We start from the raw sequence: 23485 nt of genomic DNA on the forward strand, positions 1-23485 counted from the left end.
GGGAGGATTTGATTTGAGAATAGTATTTATGGGCACTCCCGATTTTGCAGTGCCAAGTCTGGAAATGCTGGTTAAGGATGGATATGAAGTGGTTGCCGCTGTTACGCAGCCCGACAAGCCAAAGGGCAGGGGAAACAAGCTGGCTGCTCCGCCGGTAAAGGAATTTGCTTTGAAAAACGGAATACAGGTATTGCAGCCTGAAAAGATAAAAACTCCAGAGTTTATAGCACAGATTCGGGAATTGCAGCCAGACCTCCTGATAACAGCGGCTTACGGGAAAATTCTTTCAAAGGAGCTTCTGGAGGTTCCGGCACAGGGCTGTATTAATGTGCATGGCTCACTATTGCCGGCATACAGAGGGGCTGCTCCCATCAACTGGGCAGTTATAAACGGAGAGAACAAGACAGGCATTACTACCATGTTTACCGATGTGGGCCTTGATACGGGAGATATGCTTTTAAAAAAGGAGCTTGCCATAGGGCAGAACATGACTGCGGGAGAATTGCATGATAAAATGGCGGTGCTGGGCGCTGAGGTTTTAAGTGATACTCTTTTGGAACTTAAAAAAGGTACTTTGCAAAGAATCCCCCAGGACGATTCCGTCTCCACATATGCCCCCATGATGAACAAGGAGCTTGGGCTCATAGACTGGAACAAAAAAGCTGGGGAGATACACAATCTGGTAAGGGGAACCGACCCCTGGCCCGGAGCCTACACCTTTCTGGACGGAAACAGAATGAGGGTATGGAAGACCTCTCTGATAAAGGAAAGTGCTGACAGCAGCAAGGAAAATGGCAGAATCCTTAAGGTTGATGACGAAGGAATCCTGGTAAAATGCCCGGATGAAAACCTATTGCTCCTGGAGGTTCAGTTTGACTCCTCCAGAAGAATGAGTGTAAAGGAATATATAAGAGGACATCAAATAAAAACAGGTGAAACACTTGGAAAGTAATCTAAGAATTTTTGTAAGGACATCAATTATAATAATTGCGGCTTTTACTGCTCTGCTTGTGGGCTTTAGTGCTGCATATGCATATGCGACGCTGGCGGCTTACAACATAATACTGATTTCGTTTATTGCAGTGATAGGATTGAGTTTGCTGATGCTGCTGTCAATGAGTCTGGCGATTATTATGACCTGTGCCAGCCGGAAGGCGGAAGGGCTGCTGCTGCTTTTAACCAGGGCAGGCATGCAGGTGATGCTTCCGCTGGCCCTTATATTCTCAAAGGCGGACAAAAAGCTGACAAAGAGCATACGGCTCCTATATATAGAGCTGAACAATATAGTCGTGGAGTCCGGGAATAAAAAGTACAGGGCCCAGGAGGTCATGCTGCTGTTGCCGCACTGCTTGCAGAACAGCCAGTGCGGTCTGAAGGTCACCAGCAATCCTGAAGTCTGCCGGAGATGCGGCAGATGTAAGATAGGAGAATTGCTGGACTATACGGAGCAAAAAAAAATCAGCGTATTTATAGCTACAGGCGGAACTGTTGCCAGAAAAATAATAAAGGAAAACAAGCCCAGGCTGATAATTTCAGTTGCCTGTGAAAGGGACCTGATGAGCGGAATACTGGATGTAAAAGGGATTCCGGTAATAGGGGTGGTAAACAGGCAGCCCTGCGGACCCTGCTTCAACACGGATGTGGAATTTTCCGACATCAGGAAGCGGGTGGAGCAATTGATTTTATGATAAAGGAAACTGTGGCGGCATGGGATAAATACTGAAGGGAGAACGGCATGGGATTTTTTTATATGGACCAGTATTACCTGACTTTGGTTGTGCCTGCTGTAATTATTTCAATGATAGCATCCTTCCGGGTCAGGGGGACCTTTAACAGGTACAGGAAGACGGGCAACTCAAAAAATATGACCGGAGCTGATGTGGCAAGATACCTGCTTCAGGCAAACGGCATACGTGATGTCAGGGTTACACAGGTGGGCGGAGAGCTCACAGACCACTATGATCCTCGAAAGAGGGAGCTGCGTTTGTCGGAGGCCACCTATTCAAGCATTTCAGTAGCCGCTGTAGGCGTGGCAGCCCATGAAACCGGACATGCCATACAGCACAGTGTAAGCTATGGGCCACTGGCTCTGAGAAGTTATCTTGTACCCGTTGCAAACCTGGGCTCGCAGGCAGGCCCTACCCTGGCCATCCTGGGTCTGGTGATGAGCTGGCCTGTCCTGATAAACATCGGCTTGCTGCTTTTTGCCGCAGCAATACTTTTTTATCTGATAACGCTGCCGGTGGAGTTCAATGCCAGCAAGAGAGCTATACAAGACCTGGACAGGCATAATATTTTAGTAAATGAAGAGCTGATAGCTGCAAAGAAGGTTTTGAATGCGGCAGCCTTAACCTATGTTGCATCGGCGCTGGTTGCGATTGCCAGCTTTTTGAGATTGCTGCTGCTGGCAGGAAACCGCAGAAATAGAGACTAGTGGTCTGTATGTTACTACAGCCGCTGGTAATACAATAATTATCAGTATTGGAGAATTTATGGCTATAGATCCGGCTAGAGAAACAGCCTTGAAAATATTATATGATATAAATGAAAATGAAGCTTATTCAAATATTTCAGTGAATAAATATCTGGAGGCCGGAGAGCTGAGGGAAATAGACCGGGCCTTCGCCACAGAGCTGGCATATGGCACTGTAAAGTGGCTTATGGAGCTTGACTATATAATAGACCGCTTTTCCAGTGTGAAGGCGAAAAAATTGTCGCCCTGGATTAAAAACATTCTGAGACTGGGCATTTATCAACTGCTTCACACCGATAAAATACCCTCATCCGCTGCCTGCAATACCAGTGTCGATCTGGCCAAGAGGTATGGGCACCAGGCTTCCAGCCGCTTTGTAAACGCAGTGCTGAGAAACATCGCAAGAAGCAGGGACAGTATACCCTATCCCGAAAAGAAGGATAATGCCGGGTATTTAAGCATTGTTTATTCACACCCCAGGGAACTGGTGGACAGATGGCTTGAGCTGTTTGGCGGGGAGTTTACCGAAGCGCTGCTGAAGAGCAATAATACCGTACCTGACTTTAACGTAAGAGTCAACACGCTTAAAACAACACCGGACGAATTGCTGGAGGCACTCCGGCAGGAGGGCTGCACGGCCAGGCTGGGAAATTATCTGAAGGATGCAGTAGTGTTGGAAAACCCATCCTCAATATCCAGACTGGAAGCCTTCAAAAAAGGGTATTTTACAGTGCAGGATGAAAGCTCAATGCTGGCGTCGGTGGTGCTGGAGCCGGCGGAAGGGCAACTGGCCGTGGATGTGTGCAGCGCTCCCGGCGGCAAGGCTACCCACCTTGCCCAGCTTATGAACAACAGGGGAACCGTGCTGGCACGGGATATACATGAGCATAAGCTGAGGCTTGTGGAAGGTACTGCCGCCAGAATGGGAATAGGGATAGTCAAGACCCAGCTTTTTGATGCCGCCGGCTTTGATGAAAGCCTTGAAGGGAAGGCGGACAGGGTTTTGGTGGATGCACCCTGCACGGGTTTTGGAATAATAAGAAAGAAACCCGATATAAAGTATTCCAGAAACCTGTCACAACAGAAGGAAATAGTGGCGCTCCAGAAAAAGGTGCTGGACAATGCCGCAAGATATGTAAAACCCGGAGGCTGTCTTGTATACAGCACTTGTACCATACAGCCCGAGGAAAACCTTGAAAACGTAAAAGCCTTTCTGGGCCAAAACAGGGACTACAAACTGGCGGACTTTGAACATTTACTGCCTGAAAAGCTTAAGACAGCTACGGCACAGGAGGGATATATCCAGCTATACCCCAACACAAATCAGACAGACGGCTTTTTCATAAGCAAGCTGGTAAGAGTAAAGTAGCTGGAAGCTTTCACGGCTTGAACAGTCACTTTTATATAATTGTAAAGAAAAAGCAATAATTTTTGCTATATATTTGGTATAAAATAAAATAGAATAATTTGCCTGAAAACAGGCAGGGAACCAGCATATTTATTATGCGTGCGTTATGGAGAAGCCAAGGAAAACATATGAAAAATTTGATGGACATGAACCTGGAGGAGCTGGAACAACTGCTCCTGCAAATGGGTGAACAGAAATTCAGGGCAAAGCAGATTTTCAAATGGGTGAACAGTGGTATAAAATCAATAGATGAAATGACAAACCTTTCAAAGCAGTTAAGGCAGGAATTGGGCAAGGTCGGAAAAGTCAGCAGGCTTAAGCTGGTCAACAAATTACAGTCCAAAATAGATTCAACGGCCAAATACTTGTTTGAACTTGATGACGGGAATATAATTGAAAGTGTGCTTATGGAGTACAAGCACGGCTATACCGCCTGTATATCTTCACAGGCTGGCTGCAGGATGGGCTGCACCTTCTGTGCTTCGACAGGAGCCAGCTTTTCCAGAAATCTGACCGCCGGAGAGATGCTGGATCAGGTTATGTCAATGCAGGAGGATTCGGGAAACAGAGTGGGGCATGTAGTTTTGATGGGTATCGGAGAGCCTCTGGACAATTATGAAAATGTGGTGAGTTTCCTGAGAAAGATAAATCATCCCGAGGGTTTGATGATAGGTATGAGAAATATTTCTCTTTCTACCTGCGGAATTGTTCCCGGGATACTCAAACTGGCGGAGGAGAATATTCCGGTCACTCTTTCGGTGTCTCTTCACAGCGCAAGAGATGATAAGCGCTCTGCCATGATGCCTGTCAACAAGGCCTATTCTATTGACAAATTAATCTCAGCATGTAAGATATATACTGAGAGCACTAAAAGAAGGATAACCTTTGAATATGCAATGATTTCAGGAGAAAACGATTCGGAGCAGGATGCCAAAGAACTGGCAGGTTTATTAAAAGGAATGCTTTGCCATGTTAATCTCATTCCGGTTAATACTGTTCAGGGCAACGGATATAAAAAAAGCTCGCGAAATCAGATAGACAAATTTAAAAACATTATGGAATCAAGAGGAATTGAAACTACTGTTAGAAGAGAGCTAGGCAGCGATATAAATGCTGCATGCGGTCAACTTAGAAAAAACAGACTTGACAGTAATGCAAATTGAGCTTTTGGTATTTAGGTGTTTGTTTCAGGAGTGATTGTTTTGAGGTACGGCATTAGAACAGATAGAGGATTAAAAAGACAACTGAACGAGGATAACTGTAATGTGCTGGTTGGATATCCGGGCATACCAGCCTGCTTTGTTATAGCTGACGGAATGGGCGGCCACAAATGCGGAGAAGTTGCAAGCAAAATGGCGGTAGATTCGGTGTGCAATTTATTGCTTAAGGCTGATTGGGGTCAGGAAAATATTTCCGGAATGCTTAGTGCTATAATTACAAGTGTTAATGACGAAATATATAATTTTTCCATACTGGATGAAGCCACCCAGGGAATGGGTACAACACTGATAATCACCGTACTTAAAAACAGAAAACTTTACATAGGCCATGTTGGTGACAGCAGGGTGTATATAATAAAAGATGACTCCATTGAGAAGATTACCTGGGATCATTCCTTTATCGAAGAACTTGTTAAAAACGGCTCCATTACAAAGGATGAGGCAATCAACCATCCCAAGAAAAATCTTATAACCCGTGCTGTTGGCTGCGAACCCGGATTGCAGGTAGATACATATGAACAGGATGTCAAAGAGGAGGATGTAATACTTCTTTGCACAGATGGTTTGACAAACATGTTATCAGAGGAAGAAATACTTGAAATAATCAGGAATAACGAAGAACCGCAAAATGCTTGTGATACTTTGGTTCAAAATGCTAATAATAGTGGTGGAGAAGATAATATAACCGTGATAGTTGGTAAAATATAAATAGAGGTGAAATATGGAAGGTCAAATATTGGGAAACAGATACCTTTTACTTGAAAAAATCGGCGGCGGCGGAATGGCAGTGGTATACAAGGCAAAATGCACTCTGCTGAACAGGTTTGTGGCAATAAAAGTATTACGTTCCGAGTTTACTAATGACGAAGAATTCGTGAAACGCTTTAAGGTAGAGGCTCAAGCGGTTGCAAGCCTGTCTCATCCGAATGTTGTTTCCATCTATGATGTAGGTCACCAGGAGGACATACATTATATTGTCATGGAGTATGTTGACGGTATGACATTAAAGGAGTTCATAAACAAGCATGGTGCCATAGACTGGCAGGATGCCATAAAAATAACAATCCAGATATGTTCGGCAATTGAGCATGCCCACAAGAACAACATCGTACATAGGGATATAAAGCCCCATAATATACTGCTGACAAAAGAGGGCATTGCCAAGGTTACAGATTTTGGGATTGCAAGGGCTGTGACTTCTTCTACCATAACGATGGTAGGCAGTACTATCGGTTCTGTACACTATTTTTCCCCTGAACAGGCAAGAGGCGGGTTTATTGATGAAAAATCAGATCTGTATTCCCTTGGTATAGCCTTATATGAAATGGTGACCGGCAAGGTGCCTTTTGACGGGGATACTCCTGTTTCGGTTGCACTGAAGCACATTCAGGAAATACCTGTGGAGCCGCATAAGCTTGTTCCCAGTCTGCCCTATGGCGTAAATGAAATAATAATGAAGGCAATACAGAAGGAACAGAACGTAAGGTATCAATCGGCCACCTCAATGATAAATGACCTGAACAGGGTTCTGGTGCAGCCCCAGGGAGGCTTTGTGGGCAGGGACAATATAAACGGCCAGTCCACCATCCGTATGAAGCCGGTCAATTCCTCAAGGGGATTGAACGAGTCCAGGAGCAATGAATACAGCAACAAGCAGAATGAGCTTAAGAAAGAGAAAAAGAAAACCAATGTTGCCTATTGGCTGGCAGGTATTACAAGTGTGGCTGTAATAATATTCGTAGTTATCATGGCCATCAGCCTGTTGACAAAGGGTGACAACACCGAGCCATACAAGCTGGACAATTATGTGGGAAGGGAATATGAAGCAGTAAAGGCAGAATTGGAAGGAAAAGGCTTTAAGATTACTCCCACCTGGCAGGAAAGCGAAACAATTGCCAAGGGTATGATAATCGACCAGAGCATTCCCCCCGGAACAGATTACAAGAGCGGAAATTATACAAGCCTGGAATTGACTGTAAGCAGCGGACGCAGAATGTCAAAGGTGCCGGAGGTTAAGGACCGGGAATACAGGGAAGCCCAGAAGGAAATGGAGTCAAGCAATCTGAAATCCAGGATTGAAAAGGAATTCAACGACGATATTGAGGCTGATTATGTAATCAGGACCGAGCCGGCTGCAGGAGAAGAGGTTGATGAAGGAACGGAAGTAATAATATATGTCAGCAAGGGAAAAGAAACAAAGCGTATCAAGGTGCCAAATCTGGTAGGTAAAAATGAGGAAGAGGCACAAAAGGCTTTGGCGGATAACAAGCTGCAGCTTGGAACAATAATTCCGGCAGGGGCAAAAGGCATTGTAAACAAGCAGTTGCCTGCGGCATATTCCGAGGTTGAAGAAGGAGAGACAGTTACAATATGGCTGACGGTTGAACAACAGTCTCCCGCCACCGACACTTCACAGCAGTCCCAGCCTTCTGATAATTCTTCCGGGAAGGATACCGAAACCCAGGGGCCGGCTGACACGTCCCAACCGTCGTTACCGGTAGATAACCAGAATAAAAATACAGGCAATGAAGGAAATTAGGACACGGGCAAACAGGAGGTAACTTATTGCCAACAGGAGTGATTTTAAAAGGAATTGGTGGTTTTTACTACGTAAAAGAGGATATAAGCGGAGACGTGTTTGAGTGCAAGCCAAGGGGTATTTTCAGAAAGGATTCCATAATTCCGCTTCCGGGTGACAAAGTTGTTTTCAGTGTTCTGGACCTACAGGAGAGATTGGGAAATATCGATGAAATCCAAAAACGTACGTCAGAATTGCTGCGCCCTGCAATAGCAAACATTGACAAGATAGTTATCGTAGTGGCGGTTAAGGCACCAAGTCCTGATTTCATGCTGCTGGACAAGTTGCTTATTACGGCAGAAATGAAAGGTTTGAATGTTCTTATCTGTATTAATAAAATAGATATTGACGATGGCAATGCCAGACATATACGGGAGGCCTACTCGCTGGCAGGCTATAATTGCATAGATATCAGTTCGGTTAAAAATATGGGCTACAGACATCTGAAGGAGGAGCTGAAGGACCATACCAGTGTCTTTGCCGGACAGTCAGGAGTTGGAAAGTCTACTATCCTCAATCATATTATGGATGCCTGGGTCATGGAAACCGGAAGTGTAAGTCACAAGATTGAAAGAGGAAAGCATACCACCAGACATGCTGAATTGATGGAACTGAAATACGGAGGCTATGTTGCTGATACTCCGGGCTTCAGTTCCTATGAATTGACAGATTTGCAGTACAGTGAGCTTCAGAACTATTATCCGGAATTCAGAAAGCATATAAATACCTGCAGGTTCAGCTCCTGCAGCCACATTACCGAGCCTGACTGCCCCGTACGTGAAGCAGTTGGCCGTGGTGAAATTGATAACAGCCGTTTTCAGAGATATGCGCAGTTGTACAAAACTTTAAAGGATATTCCGCAGTATAAATCGAAAAAGTCAGAATCCAGGAGAGTGATAAAGTGATTAAGATTGCGCCATCCATATTGGCTTCGGATTTTTCCCGTCTTGGGGAAGAAATAAAAAAGGTTGATGAAAATGGAGCCGATTATATTCATGTAGATGTTATGGACGGGCATTTTGTTCCTAATATTACAATAGGCCCGGAGGTTGTAAGACAATTAAGAAAGGTGACCGACAAGCCTTTTGACGTGCATCTGATGATAACCGACCCTGACAAGTATATAGAAAAGTTTGCCGCTGCCGGTGCTGATATTATTACCGTGCACGCAGAGGCCTGTGTACATCTGGACAGAACAATACAATTGATAAAGGGCTGCGGGAAAAAGGCCGGAGTGGCACTGAACCCGGCTACTTCACTGTCCGCCCTGGGATATATATTGCAGGAGCTCAGCATGGTTCTGATTATGACGGTTAATCCCGGTTTTGGAGGCCAGTCATATATAGGGTATGCCACGCAAAAAATCAGAGAGCTCAAAAGGATGATTGAGAGAAGCGGGCAGGACATTGATATCCAGGTAGATGGCGGTATTGATGCCAATACCATAGGTATGGTTTCTCAGGCCGGGGCAAATGTATTTGTTGCAGGCTCAGCGGTGTATGGAAAGCCGGATGTGGGAGAGGCAATCGCACAGTTGAGAAAAAATGCAGAGGAAGGAAATATGCAGCGCAGGAATACTGCAAAAAAACCACCCAGGAGGTTTGCAGATTATATTGCAGTTGCTGAGGCGGCAGCAATAGCTCAGGATTACGATATTTCCCATGAAATTGGGTTGTTGGATAAGGATGAGTTGCTGGAGGCCATAAATAAATTGGATACCGAGACTATAAAAGAAATACTGTTTAATAATAAGCCAAAGCTGCAAAGAAGTGTAGAAAGCAAGCAGCATAAAAAGGCAAAGGAACCGCACCTGATGGGCGAATAGGCTTTAATTGAAATGGAAAATCAGAATTATATCGGAGTGATTATGTACGGAAGCTGCGGTGGATGAATGAAGGCTGTTATTGTATGCAATGGTTCTATAAGAGACTATGAGGTTATAAGAACTTTTTTTAATAAATATGATTATGTAATATCTGTTGATGGGGGAGCTGCTCATCTGCGCAGACTGGGAATCGTGCCCGATATGCTTCTGGGGGATTTTGATTCGGCTCAAAAAGAGGATATCGAATATTTTAAGGGACTTGGAATCCAGGTTGCCCAATTCCCGGCGGAAAAGGATATGACCGACTCCGAGCTGGCAATTGAAAAGGCGCTGGAACTTGGGGCGAATGAAGTTGTTTTCATAGGTGCAGTAGGTACCAGGTTTGATCATTCCATGGCCAATATTTTTCTCTTAAAAAAGCTTATGGATAAAAAGGTAAAGGCTTATATTGCCGATGAACACAACCTGATTTACATGTTTGACAAGACCTTTTCCCTGCCGGGTATGGAGAGCTACAAGCTGTCGCTTGTGCCTGTTTCTCTGACGGTGACGGGAGTTACCACAACAGGTTTGAAATATCCCCTTGATAATGCCACAATGGAGCTGGGGACTTCCTGGGGAGTCAGCAATGAGTTTGTTGCAGAGACGGCTACCGTAACCATAGGTGAAGGAATACTTCTGGTTTGTGTTTCAAGGGACTGACAGGCTGTGGAACTGATATTTTTTAGAATTAAAGCTTTTTGGGAAACAAGGGAAACAAGGGAAACAAAGCTGATGGGAAATTTCGTAACAGATACGACAATTTATAGAGGAAAGCCGGAGAGCGGTCTCTCTGAAAGACAGCAAAGGGAACTGGCTGCCTATGAGCTGCTGGAGGAACTGGACATAGGCTATTTGAGGCTTGACCACGGAGAAACGGCCACCATTGAGGATTGCCACGAAGTTGAGAAGCTTTTGAAAATAGAAATTTGTAAAAATCTTTTTTTATGTAATTCTGCAAAAACAAGCTTTTATCTTTTGGTTATGCCAGGGAGTAAAAAGTTTGACACAAAGACAGTAGCAAGGCAGATAAACTCTTCAAGACTGTCCTTTGCTCCTGCTGAATTTATAGAGGAGTATCTGAATATTAAGCCCGGTTCTGTAAGTATACTGGGCCTCATGAATGACAGGGAAAAAAAGGTGAAGCTGCTCATAGACAGGGATATTCTGAAGTCGGAATATTTTGGCTGCCATCCCTGTGTTAACACCAGCAGCCTGAAAATAAAAACCGGGGACCTGCTTTCAAGGTTTTTGCCATATACGGGCCATACTCCGGTATACGTGGATTTATAGGATTTGAAACATACCGCAGGTAATAATATGGAGGATTATAGTTCGGATTATAATCGGACTGGAAAAACATATGGAATTCCGTTGCAGCTTTAAAAAGTTTTTAAAAGTTAAAAGTTTCTGAAGTTTTTGAAAAAATTCTGCTGCTTATGAAAAAACATGGTTGCATGTGCGGTGGAATCATGTTAATATATTTAAGGTAAAAGATTTGGGGCATTAGCGCAGTTGGGAGCGCAAGCTATCGGATGTGCAACCCCACAGCAAGAAAGAAATTTAGAAATTGAAAAAGCCGGGAAACTGCATAAATAACGGGTTTTCCAACATATGGGGGTGTAGCTCACCTGGGAGAGCGCTTGACTGGCAGTCAAGAGGTAAAGGGTTCGATCCCCTTCATCTCCACCACAATACAAAAAACCACAAGGCCAAAACCTTGTGGTTTTTTACTATGAAGTGCTGGGCACTTAATATGTTCCATTATATGAGCTATACAGATGTTGCAGTCCTGCTGCGGCCCTAAAACTCTTCTGCAGATTGATGCCTATTGAAAAATATGGTATTATTTTTTTGGTAGTATTATACATTATCTATCATGTGAAGTTGATAATTTTCTATATTTGATTGGCTTGACTTGTATGCATTATATTATTGGGGGGACTTTATTATGGCAAATACAATTATAAAACAACATGTTCCGGTTTTTATATCATCGACCTACGAGGATTTAATACCGTATCGTGATGAAGTGCAACGTGTTTTAGTAAGACTAGAGCAAATTATAAAGGGAATGGAATACTTCGGATCAAGTCCTGAAAGTTCCCTTGATGTTTGCTTAAAGCAAGTTAGAGAAAGTAAAATATTTATTTCTATTATCGGAATGAGATATGGTTCAATTAATGATGATACTGGATTGTCTTTCTCACAACTAGAGTATGAAGAAGCAATAAAAAATAGTATACCAACATTAATATATATAATTGATGAAAATCATCCAATAGCGCCTAAATATGTTGATATCGGAGAAAAGGCGAAAAAACTGATCGATTTTAAAGACTATCTGAAGAAAAAGCATACGGTAAGTTTTTTTACAACTCCAAATGATTTAGGTGAAAAGATATCTCATGATTTAGTCGAAACGCTATCATCTTTTTGGCAAATTGAAGCTGAGCAAAAAGATAATACAATGATAGAAAATGATATTTTATCTATTATCGATAGATTTCGATTAAGACCTGCTAAGTACTATGGCCAAGAAGTTCAGCTCAGAATGAGGATTTTAGAAGATTTAAAGGGAAGTACACTAAAAGATGAACTTGTTTTAAACTTAGGACTGTCTCTAGGTGATACTGTTGCTGTTGATGTTATTGTTGTAGATAGCAAAAATAAAGCTATAAATAGACCTATTTCTTTGTATGCTGATGGTGAAAATGCCGATTGGCTTGAAAATATTGCTAAAGGTAGCATAATAGAGGCAAAGGTCAGACTATCATTTTGCACTATTAAAGAAATTAATAAATATGATGGTGGAACAATACTAAGAAACTCCACATATCTCGGTTTTATAGTGATTAATGGACTTTCAATCGAGGGGCAAAATAAAGTTGGCTAGATTAGTTTATAATTGAGAATTGTGAATATAAAGCTAATATGACATACCACTAATACAACTCCCACATGGGGGTTCAGATGAGAGAGCGCTTGACTGGCAGTCAAGCGGTAAAGGGTTCAATCCCCTATGCTCCACCAAAAGACAAAAAACCACAAGGCCAAAACCTTGTGGTTTTTACTATGAAAGGCTGGACACTTGATATGTTCCATTAACGGGCTACTGCTTAAGCGTAGCGGTTTTGAGGATAAGAAATGGTGATTTGCCACAGTTTGTTGGTCATATTGATATATATATGGAATTACTGACATGAAAAGCCTCTGGTATACTTCTTTGATAAGATTAGAAAAAAATCAAGGTTATTACTTAACCTATATTATTGATTATATATCAAATTCTTTTGAAATTAGAATGTGGCTGGTTGATATCTTAAAGAGCATGAGTTCAGATAAAAGAAGTTCTATTGTTAAAAGGCTGGTATTCCTCAGATTATTATAAACAACAGATTTGCATAGCCAGGTGCAATAGTGGGCCCTGGCTTTTGTCTACGATATAAATAATTTCATCAGAATTATATAGTTCCAGTCTTTCGATGATTGTAGCTGAATCAGTGACGTTATACAGTGCTGCTTCATAGATTTTACCATAATACATGGTAGAATTTCCTTTATACTGCTTTCATCAGTACTGCCTATTCAATAGCTGCCTTGTTCTTTCTCATTAACTTCTGTATTACCTCTTCAAGAAAAATAAAGAAGACAGTCCGTGATTTCTCATAAGGCAATAAGTCATCAGGCTGATTATACTTGGAAAGCCAGAAAATATGGTCACATTGTTTAAACAGTTCGGTATTATATTCTTCGACTACCATTGCAACCTGGCAAGACTTTGATTTTGCAGCATTATATATGTTTTCAAAGGTACGAAAGGAACCGGTAACTGTAAGCAGAATAAGTAAGGTAGACTCATCTGACATTGATGAAATAGATATTTCATCTGTTACAGCGAAAATTACCTTATTTGTTATGGTTCTTAATCTATATTCAAAATATTGGGCACAAATAAGTGACGGTCCATATCCGAATAAAATAATCTTTTCACGAGATTCAATAAGGCTAATTAGTTCATCAACCTTTTTCTCATCAAAATTATCAATAAATTTTGAAATCCTTGTCAATTCATCAGAATAATCTTCAGAGGGTACTTCTCTTTCGTATAGGAAATCCAAGTATTGTTTATAATTTTCAAATCCAAGTTTTTTTACAAATTTGGATATCTTTGAAACAGAGCAGTCGCACAACTCCGCAGCTTCTGAGATCCGTATATTCGAATTCTGTCTGCTGTAATCATAAAGCTTTGCGTGAATTTGCTGCTCTAAAGGATTCAGAACACTTAAATTAACATTAATCATTTAGGCACCTCAGCTTGATTTGATAAAGCATAGGTTCAAAGAAAAATTTTCGGTTGTAGAAAATTTTTCTTACCCCAGATGCGTTTCAACGAGGTGGGAGATATTCACTCACCGTCTGAAACCCGATGCGGAACCCACCTATAGAGGCGGGGGACATCTATTTCCTCGTTATAAAAGTTATTTTATCATTAAGAATATGCATTGTAAATATAAACGGAAAAGTTTCCATTAAAAGCATTGAATTATTGATAAAACAGAAAATTTTCCGTATTTTTTATTGACATCCAATATTACTGGATATATAATCAGAGCATGATCATAAATAATTCACAAAAAAAGTGCACTTGATGCAAGAAATTTTGGTTATTTTTCATACCAAGAAAACAAATTGGAGGAAGTTATGTTGAACACTGATATGATACTTAAAACATTAGCTGATATGCTTTTGCCGGATCAAATCAACATTAATGAAGATGAGCTTTATGATGCGGCTGCCGACAGGTATAAGAAATATGCCAAGGCTAAAAAGGTATTAGATGTGCCAAGCCCGATTGCTATTGTATACCCTAAAAATACTGAGCAAGTCAGCAAACTGCTTATGTTCTGTAACGAGCATGGAATCAATGTTATTCCGAGAGGTGGAAAGACAGCAACCGAGGGCGGTCTGGAAAATTGGAAAGAAAACACTATAGTCATAGATGCACTTAACCTTAATGAGATTATTAAAATTGATACTTACAATGCTCAAGCAACAGTTCAGGCAGGTGTTGCCCTTCAAAACCTGGAAGATGAGCTCAGAAAAGTAGGTTTTACAACCGGACACTCGCCTCAATCGAAACCAGTGGCAAAATACGGAGGCCTGGTTTCTACAAGGAGTATAGGGCAATTTTCTACATTGTATGGCGGTATTGAAGATATGGTAGTAGGTCTGGAATGTGTATTCCCGGATGGTCACATTGCACGCATAAAAAATGTATCAAGAAGAGCAGGCGGCCCTGATATCCGACACATTGCCATCGGAAATGAAGGTTCTTTATGCTTCATAACGGAGGTTACCATCAAGATATTCCGATATTACCCTGAGAATAATAAATTCTATGGCTACCTTGTGAAGGATGTTGATACAGGTATCAAGATTTTAAGGGAAGTCATTGTAAATGGCTTTAAGCCGTCAGTGTCCAGAATTTACTCAGAGGAAGATGCGGCTCAGCATTTTTATCATTTTTATGAAAACAAATGTGTCCTGGTATTTATGGCTGAAGGACCTAAAGGAATAGTGCAAGCCACCGGTGAGGCCATAGAGGAAGCTGTTGCAAAATTCGGTGATGGGGTGGTTAAGCAAGTAGACGGCCAATTAATTGCGGATTGGTTTAATCACCTGAATTGGTCTCAGAAGGATATAGATGATGAGATTGAGGGCATGATTGAGAATGACAGTCATGCTGGATTTACAACAGAGATTTCTGCAGATTGGGAAACCATTCCAAAGATATATCATAATGTAATAGAACGTGTCAGAAATGAGTTTTCAAGAGCTCACGATATTACAATGCTGGGAGGTCATTCTTCCCATAGCTATATTAACGGTACCAATATGTACTTTGTATATAACTATGATATACATTGTGCACCTGAGGATGAAATGATTATTTATCATCATCCAATTCAAAAGATTATCGTTGAAGAAACTCTTAAAGCAGGAGGCTCTATGTGCCACCATCATGGGATTGGAAAATATCGCAGTGAATGGACCCTGATGGAACACGGAACAGCTTACTATATGCTTGAAAAATTGAAACAAGCTTTTGATCCCAAGGGTATTATGAATTACGGTACAATTTTTCCTCAGGAAGAGGGAATAAATAAGTACATTAAGTAACAGTGCAACTCATCAACCATTCTCTTTAAAGTAGTAGGGGTAAGGGAGAAAATCTTTAAAATTTTTAGGAGGGTTTATGGAAAAGAGTAATTTTAGACGGTATTTTCAGTTTTTCCTAATCATTCTGGCAGCTGGTGCAATTTATCCGGTTATTTATCTGAGAACAAACTATCAGGTGACTATTCTGGAAGTGTTCAACTTAACTCAGGTACAATTAAACAACTTTTATTCAATGTTGGGTATTGCATATGTTATTGGTTATATTCCCAGCGGAATAATTGCAGATAAGATATCTGTAAAAAAACTCATAACCATATCATTATTTGGTACTTCACTCTGTGGCTTCTGGTTTGCGCAAGTACCAGATCACACATCCGTAAACATTATATTCTTCCTGTGGGGTATTTTTTCAGTATTTACTTTCTGGAGTGCACATATGAAGATTGTCAAAATGCTGTCAAAAGCTAATGAAGAAGGACGATTCTTTGGAATTCTTGACGGTGGAAGAGGTGTTGTTGAAGCATTAATGGCAAGCATAGGTTTGGTTGTTTTTGCAGCCATTCTTGGAACCAGCGAAGCACTTCCTGATAAAAAATCTGCTTTGGTTTCAGTTGTTTATCTATACTCTGCAATAGTATTCATTGTTGCCGTTCTGATTGCTATTTTTGTTGATAGCGACAAGAAGCTTGCTGCTATGTCAGATAACAAAGGTGAACTTGAAGGTAACAAATTCCACTTTAAAGATGTTGGTAAGCTGCTTAAAAATAAATACGTATATCTTATGGGCGGAATAATCTTTATGGGATATGCGGTATTCTGGACAGTTTATTATATTGGCGGCTTCCTTCAAACAAATATAGGAATTAATGCCGTTTCGGTTGGTACTATTACAGTAATTGTTCTGTGGATGCGTCCTGTAGGTGGCTTTATAGGAGGGTTCCTTGCTGATAAAATAGGGCGCCCTAATACCATCAGAATTGCTATAGGAGCAGCAGCGGCTCTTCTGGCTATTGCAGCTTTAACACCTGTTTCAGCTGCAAAATTATTCCCGATAATTATGGTAGCGTTGGGAATTTTCCTTTATATGATTCGTGGCACATACTGGTCGCTATTGGGTATGTCTAAGATTGAAGCTGCAATGATGGGAACCGCAATTGGAGTTATTTCATTTATTGGGTATCTTCCAGATATCATTCTGCCACAGTTAAACAGTTTTCTTTGGGCTACATTTGGTGATAAGGGCGGTTACAATGCTTACTTCATTGTCAGTGCAGTATTAGGCTTGATAGGTATTGCTATATTAACTGTCTATGCCAAACTAAACAGAAATGAGAAAAAGGCTCAATAATATGAAACTTATATGTGTTGTTAAGTTTGTACCCGATGTAGATAACTTCAGGTATGACTTTGAAAATAATAAACTTATTAGAGAAGATATGCGCTTGATACTTAACCCCGATGATGCATGTGCAGTAGCCTTTGCATTAAAGGTTAAGGAGAAACTGGCCGGTACAGTTGTTGAAGTGGTAACTATGGCGCCGAAGAAAATAGTTCCTCACATGGAGGATTTACTAAGGCTTGGTGTGGATAAAGGAGTAATTTTATCAGATAAAGCCTTTGCAGGAAGTGACACCTATGTTACCAGCAAGGTGCTTTCCAGGTATTTGCTGGGACAGCATTATGATTGTATCATTACCGGCACCCACGCAGTTGACGGGGACACGGCTCACGTCCCCGCTCAATTGGGTGAATGGCTTGGCTTAAATCAAATGTCAGGTATTACTAAGGTTGATATGGAAAAATTCAACAAAGCTTTTGCATATGTTGATGTGGATAATGATCAGACTTCTGCTACTTATGAGGTGTCATTACCGGCAGTTCTCAGCTTGACAAGGGAGATAGGCTATAAGCTTCCTTATGTTCGGAAAGGTGAGATAAACAGAGATGTAAAGTCATCAATATATATACTTGGCGGGGAAGACTTAGGCTTACATGAAGACCAGACAGGACTGAAAGGTTCATTAACACAAGTTGTTGAAACATACGCCAAGCAGTATGAAAAACGAGAAAGGACATTGGTCAAGGCTGATAATGACGGTGTTGAGACAGTGTTCCACTATCTACACGAAAAGGGATTTATCTAAATGAAAAAATGTCTTATATTTCTGGATTCTGAACAGATTCAAAACAGTATAGAGCTTTTGGAGGTTGCGCGCCGGATGTATCCAGATGAGCACTGGGAAGCATATGGTGTGGTCATCAATTATTCTCCTCCGGAAGCTCAAGGTTTTTTTGATTTTATTATTCAGGTAAATGCCCGGAATATTAAACAATACAACCTAAAAGAAATAACAAATGCTATTTCTGATATTCATAAACAATATAATTTTGATGTTATTTTAATTCCAGGAACATGGTGCGGAAGAATTCTTGCACCTCGATTGGCGGTAAGACTCCAAACAGGCTTGACAGCAGATGTCACTGAAATACGTCATAAGGAAGATAGCATTGAAATGGTTCGACCGGTATTCAGCAGCAGAATGATGGCCGGCATTATTAACAAGAGCAATGGTCCTATAATGATGAGCGTGCGCCAAAATGTGTTCAAATATGCCGGTAACAAAGATAGGCAAACCCGGCTTGTAGAGTTTGATTATCAATCTAATGCACAACCGGGTATAAGGCAAGTAAGTGTTTATGAAAAGAGCCAATCGTATGATATACGAGAAAGTAACGTTTTAGTTTCGGGCGGTGGAGGAGTGGGAAAAGATTTTCACCGTCTGGAGGCTTTGGCTGAAGTATTGAAGGGGCATGTAGCAGCCAGCAGAAGAATTGTTGACAAAGGTATTGCTCCTCGTAGTATTCAGGTTGGACAATCCGGTAAAACTGTAAGTCCCAAGCTATATATAGCGCTTGGCATTTATGGGGCTATTCAGCATGTGGAAGGGCTAAAAAATGTAGCTTGTATTATCTCGGTTAATACCAATGCTAACGCACCCATTTGCAGCCTTTCTGATATTGTTGTAGAGGGTGACGCATTACTTTTTGTTGATCTTTTGACTGAGAGAATTCGAATTTATAACGAGGCAACAAAATGTCCCCCACTTCTATAAGTGACGGGTACCGCATAGGTTCTCAGGCGGCGAATATATCCAAGGTGTCAAGAGTGTTTATCGGGGCACTATGGACACTATTGCCTCGTTGAAACGCAGTTAAGGTAAGAAACATTTTCTTTGACCTCATGCGTTATCACAATGAAAAAATAATTAATAAAATGGAGGAAAATACTATGAGGCTATCAGATTTTAATATGGATTTCTTTTCTTTGAAGGGCAAAAATGCAATTGTAACCGGCGGAAATGGAGGACTTGGCCAGGCTTTTACCACTGCGTTAGCAAAAGCAGGCGCAAACATACTTGTTCCAAGCCTTGCAGATGATGACGGAGCTACACGTGCTCTGGTTGAGGCTTGCGGTGTAGAATATAAGTTTATGGTGGCAGATATTACGGCAGATGGTGAGTGCAAGAGAATTGTAGATGAATGTGTTAATACATGGGGAAGTATTGATATACTCATTAATTGTGCCGGGATAAGTATAAATGTGCAGGATGTTACCAAATATACCAGAATAGAATGGGATAAAATGATTTCTATTAATCTGACTGCCGCCTTTGAAATGATTCATGAAGCCAGCAAGTTCATGATTAAGCAAGAAAGCGGAAAGATTATCAATATAGGCTCTCTATATTCCTTTTTGGGAGGGCAATGGTCGCCGGCTTATGCATCAACAAAGCATGGTATCGTAGGCTTAACCAAGGCAATGTGCGATGAATTGGCTCAATGGAATATACAGGTTAATGCCATTGCTCCGGGATATTATGCAACACCAATGACAGAAATGACCAGGAAGAACGAAAAACGTAACGCCGAGATTCTAGCTCACATTCCTGCAAATCGCTGGGGATATACTGCTGATCTTATGGGTGCCACTATTTTCCTTGCCAGCCGTGCATCGGATTATGTAAATGGTACTACCTTGACAGTAGATGGTGGCTATTTAATGAGATAGTTTACAATAAACATAAAGAGGTATACTTATGGAAAATAAATTTATTATTGCAATAGATGGTGGTACACAAAGTACAAAGGTTGCGTTGTTTGATACCGCTGGAACAGAAATTTGTTCACACACAGTCAAGCTTAAACCTATGAACCTGTACGGTGACAGCAGAGCAGAACACCCGGGAGATGACCTGTGGGATAGCTTGAAGGAAGCATGCCAGCAGGCTCTGAAGAAATTTACTGGTGACAGGAAAGATATCATTGGCATTGGATTGGGATCCATCAGATGTTGTCGTGCTCTGGTTAAGGAAGACGGCAGTTTAGCATCACCAGTTCAAAGCTGGATGGATCTTAGACTGTCAAAACCCTATGAGCATGAAGATGATAATGTCAGATATGTCACCACTACTACCGGTTATCTGACCTATAGAATGACAGGTGAAGCAAGGGATACAAGAGCTAACTATGTGGGTCCATGGCCTATTGAGCCCGAAACCTTGAACTGGTATGAGGATGAAGAGAAATTTAGGGCTTATACTACACCAAGAGAAATGCTGTTCCAGTTAGTGGACCCGGCCAGTATTTTAGGGTATGTTACAGGTGAAGCTGCTATTGCTACCGGTATTCCTGCCGGGACACCTGTTGTTGCTACAGCTAATGACAAGGCAGTTGAAGGATTGGGTGCAGGGCTGGTGAATGATGGAACAGTGCTGGTATCTCTTGGAACATATATTACTTCAATGATGGTTGGAGAAGAGAACAGGGCAGATACTTTGAATTACTGGACTAATCCTGGCGCAACACCCGGTGAATTTCTTTATGAAAGTAATGGAATCCGCCGAGGCATGGCAACAGTAACATGGATTAAGGATCTGCTTGGAAGTGATATTGTGACAGCGGCAGCAGAGCGGGGTATGTCGCCGGAAGCTTATCTTGAGATGCTTGCAGCCGAGGTACCTGCTGGAAGCGATGGATTATATACAGTACTTCATTGGCTGGCGAGACCAACTCATTTACATGAAAGAGGAATAATGATAGGGTTTAATGGAAATCATAAAGGACCGCATATGTTCCGTTCTGTTTTGGAAGGCATAGCCATGACAATGAAAAACCATACACAGGCAATGTGTGACGAAAGAGGCGTTTCGCTGACAAGCATTATTGTCAGTGGCGGTGGATCAAACGGTGACTTATTTATGCAGATATTTGCTGATGTTTATGGAGTTCCTGCTCACAGAAATGTTATTAATGGTTCTGCAAGTATGGGTGCTGCTATCTGTACCGCTCTGGCTTTAGGTGTTTACAAGGACAGACAGGATGCTATTCATCATATGGTGAAACGTAGAGATACATTTTACCCGATTAAAGAAAACGTTGCACTATATAAGGAAATTAATGAGAAGGTCTATAGCAAGATATCAGATGATACAGACCAACTTCTCAGAACATCACACGAGATATTGCACAACAAATAAATTACAAGGCAAGAAAATGTCCCACCGCTTCTATAAATAGCGGGTTCCGCTTCGATTTTCAGGCGATGAGCATATCTCCCGCCTCCGAAACGCCGTTGATGAAAGGAAATCTTCCTTTCATCACGGCGTTATAATACATTACTGCGGAAAGAGACAAATTTGCGAAGGTGAGGGATTATTGTGAAAAAAATAAGACCTATTGCTTTCTGGCCGCCGGTTATACTGTTTATAACGGCATGCGTATATAACTTTATTGACCAGGAACATTTTGTGAAAATGATTAACTATGCAAATGAAAAGCTTATGGGCAATTTCTCCTGGGCTTTTTGCCTTGGGGTACTAATAATGTTGGGTGTCATTGTTTATGTAATGTTTTCAAAGTTTGGGAATGTTAGAATAGGCGGTCGTGATGCGGCACCAATGCTGGACGATGTGAGATATTTCTCCATTACTTTAACCAGCATAATTGCTATTGGTATTTTGTTCTGGGGAACATCAGAACCCCTATATCATTTAATCACTCCTCCCGAGTCTCTCCATATACCGCCGAAAAGCCCGGAAGCTGCTGTTTTTGCTATGTCAACACTGTTTATTCACTGGGGCTTTTTGCCGCTTGCTATTTACGCAGTACCTACAATCATGTTTGCATTTGCCTTTTACAATATGAAAAAGCCGTATACACTTGCATCCACCTTAACTCCTGTTTTTGGGAATAAAATACTTGGGAGGTGGGCCCAAGGAATTGATGCTGTATGTATGTATGCACTTATTGCGGGAATGTCGGCATCTCTGGGGACAGGTGTGCTGTCAATTGCCGGGGGGCTTAAATATTTAACAGGAATTCAGACAGGGGCCTTATTATGGGCTATGGTTGATATTGCAGTTGTTGCAACCTTTGTTATATCATCAATAACAGGTATTTTTAATGGAATAAAAAGACTATCAGAGATTAATTTTATAATATTTTTGATTCTTGCTGCATTTGTATTTATCGTTGGTCCTACTTTTTTCATGCTGAATTTAGGTGTTGAAGCCTTTGCAAATCATCTTCAGACATTTTTTACTAAAGCCAGTTTTACTGGTGCGGCAGCAAACGATCCATGGGCAGGATGGTGGACAATTTTTTACTGGTGCAACTGGTTAGCGTGGGCGCCAATATCAGGAATGTTTCTTGGAAGAATCTCTTATGGACAAACAGTCAGAAAAGCACTTATTGTTACGTTTGTTTTACCTGCTCTGTTTGATATCGGATGGATGACAATTTTTGGTGGTGCTGCTATTAAAATGGAACTTGCTAAGGGAAACTTGATGAAAGCCATTGGAGATGGTCCTGAGTTTGGGGTTTATGCATTTTTTAGTCAATATCCAATAGCATATATAATAATCCCTGTATTTATAGGATGCATGTTCCTGTCATATGTGACGGGTTCAGATGCCTATACTACAACACTTGGAGGAATGAGTACAACAGGCATATCACAAGAGGACCCCGAGCCATCCATTAAAATGAAGATTTTCTGGGGGGCAATAATTGGAGTTGTTACATGGGTTATGATTTCATCAGCGGGAGTAAATGGAATAAAAATGCTTTCAAACCTTGGAGGTGGCCCGGCACTTCTGCTGGAGATAATGATATGTGTTTCACTAATAAAGGTAGCACTCAACCCCAAAAAGTACGATACGTTTAAGCAGGACTATACTGAGGACGGTATTCCCATAAAATCTGTTACAAAGAAAGCTCTTATGTCTGATAAAGCAGTAAAAGAAAATATACTGAATTAAATGATGCACAATAAAAAAAGTATCGCAACTACTTTAAAAAGTATTTTGCGATATTTTTTTGTGCAAAGCATTTTCAATCGTTGTACATTTTTAAGACGCTATGAGTTTTAGGCCAAAACTTTATAAACCCTCCCGCCAAGGCCCTACCAGGCTCTGCCGGCATCTTTTTTGTACACTCAAGGCATGTGGAAGCCATAATCCTGTTGCAGAACCCGAAACGCTGATGTATCAAGGGCTTACAGCTGCTAATGAAATAAGTTAGAATAAAGATGTGAGAGGATGACTTTCATGTCTTTTCTTTTTGGCAGAATATAAATTGAGTTCCTGTGTAAATAATAGTTGATCTTTACGAAATTTGTTATAATTATCTAGTAGACTCATTTCAGATAATGTTTATATTGGTAGGGTATAGTAGCTAACTTATCATAGTTTCATTTATT

19 protein-coding genes, 1 tRNA gene and 1 pseudogene are annotated in these 23485 nt (G+C 41.3%); 20 read left to right on the forward strand and 1 reads right to left on the reverse strand.

Annotation, left to right across the window (positions count from 1 at the left end; all coding sequences use genetic code 11):
* Nucleotides 1-13: 13 nt before the first annotated feature.
* From fmt to CLHUN_RS18850, 13 genes and pseudogenes are all read left to right on the forward strand, one after another.
* Nucleotides 14-952 (forward strand): methionyl-tRNA formyltransferase, encoded by a 939-nt coding sequence (gene fmt, locus CLHUN_RS18790; protein WP_080066168.1) that lies wholly within the window; start codon nucleotides 14-16, stop codon nucleotides 950-952.
* Entirely contained in the window at nucleotides 942-1688 is a 747-nt protein-coding gene (locus CLHUN_RS18795; RefSeq protein ID WP_080066169.1) for a DUF116 domain-containing protein, read from the forward strand. The genes fmt and CLHUN_RS18795 overlap by 11 nt, the downstream gene beginning before the upstream one ends.
* Before the next feature lie 47 nt (nucleotides 1689-1735).
* Nucleotides 1736-2434 (forward strand): zinc metallopeptidase, encoded by a 699-nt coding sequence (locus CLHUN_RS18800; RefSeq protein ID WP_080066170.1) that lies wholly within the window; start codon nucleotides 1736-1738, stop codon nucleotides 2432-2434.
* A 58-nt stretch (nucleotides 2435-2492) separates the two neighbouring features.
* Complete coding sequence (gene rsmB, locus CLHUN_RS18805; protein WP_080066171.1) at nucleotides 2493-3842, forward strand: 16S rRNA (cytosine(967)-C(5))-methyltransferase RsmB; 1350 nt, start codon at nucleotides 2493-2495, stop codon at nucleotides 3840-3842.
* A gap of 167 nt (nucleotides 3843-4009) precedes the next feature.
* Nucleotides 4010-5044: a dual-specificity RNA methyltransferase RlmN gene (gene rlmN / locus CLHUN_RS18810; RefSeq protein WP_080066172.1), complete on the forward strand. Its 1035-nt coding sequence runs from the start codon at nucleotides 4010-4012 to the stop codon at nucleotides 5042-5044.
* Nucleotides 5045-5074: 30 nt separating this feature from the next.
* Nucleotides 5075-5809 (forward strand): Stp1/IreP family PP2C-type Ser/Thr phosphatase, encoded by a 735-nt coding sequence (locus CLHUN_RS18815; RefSeq protein WP_242656561.1) that lies wholly within the window; start codon nucleotides 5075-5077, stop codon nucleotides 5807-5809.
* Nucleotides 5810-5822: 13 nt separating this feature from the next.
* On the forward strand, nucleotides 5823-7640 hold the full coding sequence (pknB, locus tag CLHUN_RS18820) for a Stk1 family PASTA domain-containing Ser/Thr kinase (RefSeq protein ID WP_080066174.1): 1818 nt from the start codon (nucleotides 5823-5825) through the stop codon (nucleotides 7638-7640).
* Between the two features lie 26 nt (nucleotides 7641-7666).
* A complete protein-coding gene (gene rsgA / locus CLHUN_RS18825) occupies nucleotides 7667-8584 on the forward strand; it encodes a ribosome small subunit-dependent GTPase A (RefSeq protein WP_080066175.1) in 918 nt (305 codons plus the stop codon).
* Nucleotides 8581-9228, forward strand: a pseudogene (rpe, locus tag CLHUN_RS18830) (ribulose-phosphate 3-epimerase); the annotation flags it as partial. The gene rsgA and the pseudogene rpe, both read left to right, overlap by 4 nt.
* A 342-nt stretch (nucleotides 9229-9570) precedes the next feature.
* A complete protein-coding gene (locus tag CLHUN_RS18835; RefSeq protein ID WP_080066177.1) occupies nucleotides 9571-10206 on the forward strand; it encodes a thiamine diphosphokinase in 636 nt (211 codons plus the stop codon).
* Nucleotides 10207-10278: 72 nt separating this feature from the next.
* Complete coding sequence (locus CLHUN_RS18840) at nucleotides 10279-10836, forward strand: prolyl-tRNA synthetase associated domain-containing protein (RefSeq protein WP_080066191.1); 558 nt, start codon at nucleotides 10279-10281, stop codon at nucleotides 10834-10836.
* Nucleotides 10837-11159: 323 nt separating this feature from the next.
* Nucleotides 11160-11235: transfer RNA gene (locus tag CLHUN_RS18845), tRNA-Ala, on the forward strand.
* 259 nt (nucleotides 11236-11494) lie between these two features.
* Nucleotides 11495-12439 (forward strand): DUF4062 domain-containing protein, encoded by a 945-nt coding sequence (locus CLHUN_RS18850; RefSeq protein WP_080066178.1) that lies wholly within the window; start codon nucleotides 11495-11497, stop codon nucleotides 12437-12439.
* A gap of 688 nt (nucleotides 12440-13127) precedes the next feature.
* Here the strand turns inward: CLHUN_RS18850 and CLHUN_RS18865 are convergent.
* Nucleotides 13128-13847, reverse strand: coding sequence for a MurR/RpiR family transcriptional regulator (locus tag CLHUN_RS18865; RefSeq protein WP_080066180.1), 720 nt, complete (start codon nucleotides 13845-13847; stop codon nucleotides 13128-13130).
* A gap of 400 nt (nucleotides 13848-14247) precedes the next feature.
* On the opposite strand from CLHUN_RS18865, the gene CLHUN_RS18870 reads away from it, so the two are divergent.
* The 7 genes from CLHUN_RS18870 (at nucleotide 14248) to CLHUN_RS18900 (ending at nucleotide 23045) form a co-directional block, all read left to right on the forward strand.
* Nucleotides 14248-15726 carry an FAD-binding oxidoreductase gene (locus CLHUN_RS18870; protein WP_080066181.1) on the forward strand — a complete coding sequence of 493 codons (1479 nt, stop codon included), beginning with the start codon at nucleotides 14248-14250 and terminating at the stop codon, nucleotides 15724-15726.
* 76 nt (nucleotides 15727-15802) lie between these two features.
* Nucleotides 15803-17074 (forward strand): MFS transporter, encoded by a 1272-nt coding sequence (locus CLHUN_RS18875; protein ID WP_080066182.1) that lies wholly within the window; start codon nucleotides 15803-15805, stop codon nucleotides 17072-17074.
* 1 nt (nucleotide 17075) lies between these two features.
* Nucleotides 17076-17870 carry an electron transfer flavoprotein subunit beta/FixA family protein gene (locus CLHUN_RS18880; protein WP_080066183.1) on the forward strand — a complete coding sequence of 265 codons (795 nt, stop codon included), beginning with the start codon at nucleotides 17076-17078 and terminating at the stop codon, nucleotides 17868-17870.
* Nucleotides 17871-18839 carry an electron transfer flavoprotein subunit alpha/FixB family protein gene (locus CLHUN_RS18885; RefSeq protein WP_080066184.1) on the forward strand — a complete coding sequence of 323 codons (969 nt, stop codon included), beginning with the start codon at nucleotides 17871-17873 and terminating at the stop codon, nucleotides 18837-18839.
* A 176-nt stretch (nucleotides 18840-19015) separates the two neighbouring features.
* The gene (locus CLHUN_RS18890; RefSeq protein ID WP_080066185.1) at nucleotides 19016-19795 is read left to right on the forward strand and encodes an SDR family oxidoreductase; all 780 of its coding nucleotides are present in this window, start codon (nucleotides 19016-19018) and stop codon (nucleotides 19793-19795) included.
* Nucleotides 19796-19823: 28 nt separating this feature from the next.
* Nucleotides 19824-21263: an FGGY-family carbohydrate kinase gene (locus CLHUN_RS18895; protein ID WP_080066186.1), complete on the forward strand. Its 1440-nt coding sequence runs from the start codon at nucleotides 19824-19826 to the stop codon at nucleotides 21261-21263.
* Between the two features lie 180 nt (nucleotides 21264-21443).
* Nucleotides 21444-23045: a BCCT family transporter gene (locus CLHUN_RS18900; RefSeq protein ID WP_080066187.1), complete on the forward strand. Its 1602-nt coding sequence runs from the start codon at nucleotides 21444-21446 to the stop codon at nucleotides 23043-23045.
* Nucleotides 23046-23485 lie beyond the last annotated feature (440 nt).

Source organism: Ruminiclostridium hungatei, from assembly GCF_002051585.1.
In the GTDB taxonomy this organism is placed as follows: domain Bacteria; phylum Bacillota; class Clostridia; order Acetivibrionales; family DSM-1351; genus Ruminiclostridium; species Ruminiclostridium hungatei.

What these genes read in the sequence shown, in the direction of transcription:
- CLHUN_RS18800 (WP_080066170.1), top strand. Translation starts at nt 1,736, where the DNA reads ATGGGATTTTTTTATATGGACCAGTATTACCTGACTTTGGTTGTGCCT.
- rsmB (WP_080066171.1), top strand. Translation starts at nt 2,493, where the DNA reads ATGGCTATAGATCCGGCTAGAGAAACAGCCTTGAAAATATTATATGAT.
- rlmN (WP_080066172.1), top strand. Translation starts at nt 4,010, where the DNA reads ATGAAAAATTTGATGGACATGAACCTGGAGGAGCTGGAACAACTGCTC.
- pknB (WP_080066174.1), top strand. Translation starts at nt 5,823, where the DNA reads ATGGAAGGTCAAATATTGGGAAACAGATACCTTTTACTTGAAAAAATC.
- CLHUN_RS18835 (WP_080066177.1), top strand. Translation starts at nt 9,571, where the DNA reads ATGAAGGCTGTTATTGTATGCAATGGTTCTATAAGAGACTATGAGGTT.
- CLHUN_RS18840 (WP_080066191.1), top strand. Translation starts at nt 10,279, where the DNA reads ATGGGAAATTTCGTAACAGATACGACAATTTATAGAGGAAAGCCGGAG.
- CLHUN_RS18850 (WP_080066178.1), top strand. Translation starts at nt 11,495, where the DNA reads ATGGCAAATACAATTATAAAACAACATGTTCCGGTTTTTATATCATCG.
- CLHUN_RS18865 (WP_080066180.1), bottom strand. Translation starts at nt 13,847, where the DNA reads ATGATTAATGTTAATTTAAGTGTTCTGAATCCTTTAGAGCAGCAAATT.
- CLHUN_RS18870 (WP_080066181.1), top strand. Translation starts at nt 14,248, where the DNA reads ATGTTGAACACTGATATGATACTTAAAACATTAGCTGATATGCTTTTG.
- CLHUN_RS18875 (WP_080066182.1), top strand. Translation starts at nt 15,803, where the DNA reads ATGGAAAAGAGTAATTTTAGACGGTATTTTCAGTTTTTCCTAATCATT.
- CLHUN_RS18880 (WP_080066183.1), top strand. Translation starts at nt 17,076, where the DNA reads ATGAAACTTATATGTGTTGTTAAGTTTGTACCCGATGTAGATAACTTC.
- CLHUN_RS18885 (WP_080066184.1), top strand. Translation starts at nt 17,871, where the DNA reads ATGAAAAAATGTCTTATATTTCTGGATTCTGAACAGATTCAAAACAGT.
- CLHUN_RS18890 (WP_080066185.1), top strand. Translation starts at nt 19,016, where the DNA reads ATGAGGCTATCAGATTTTAATATGGATTTCTTTTCTTTGAAGGGCAAA.
- CLHUN_RS18895 (WP_080066186.1), top strand. Translation starts at nt 19,824, where the DNA reads ATGGAAAATAAATTTATTATTGCAATAGATGGTGGTACACAAAGTACA.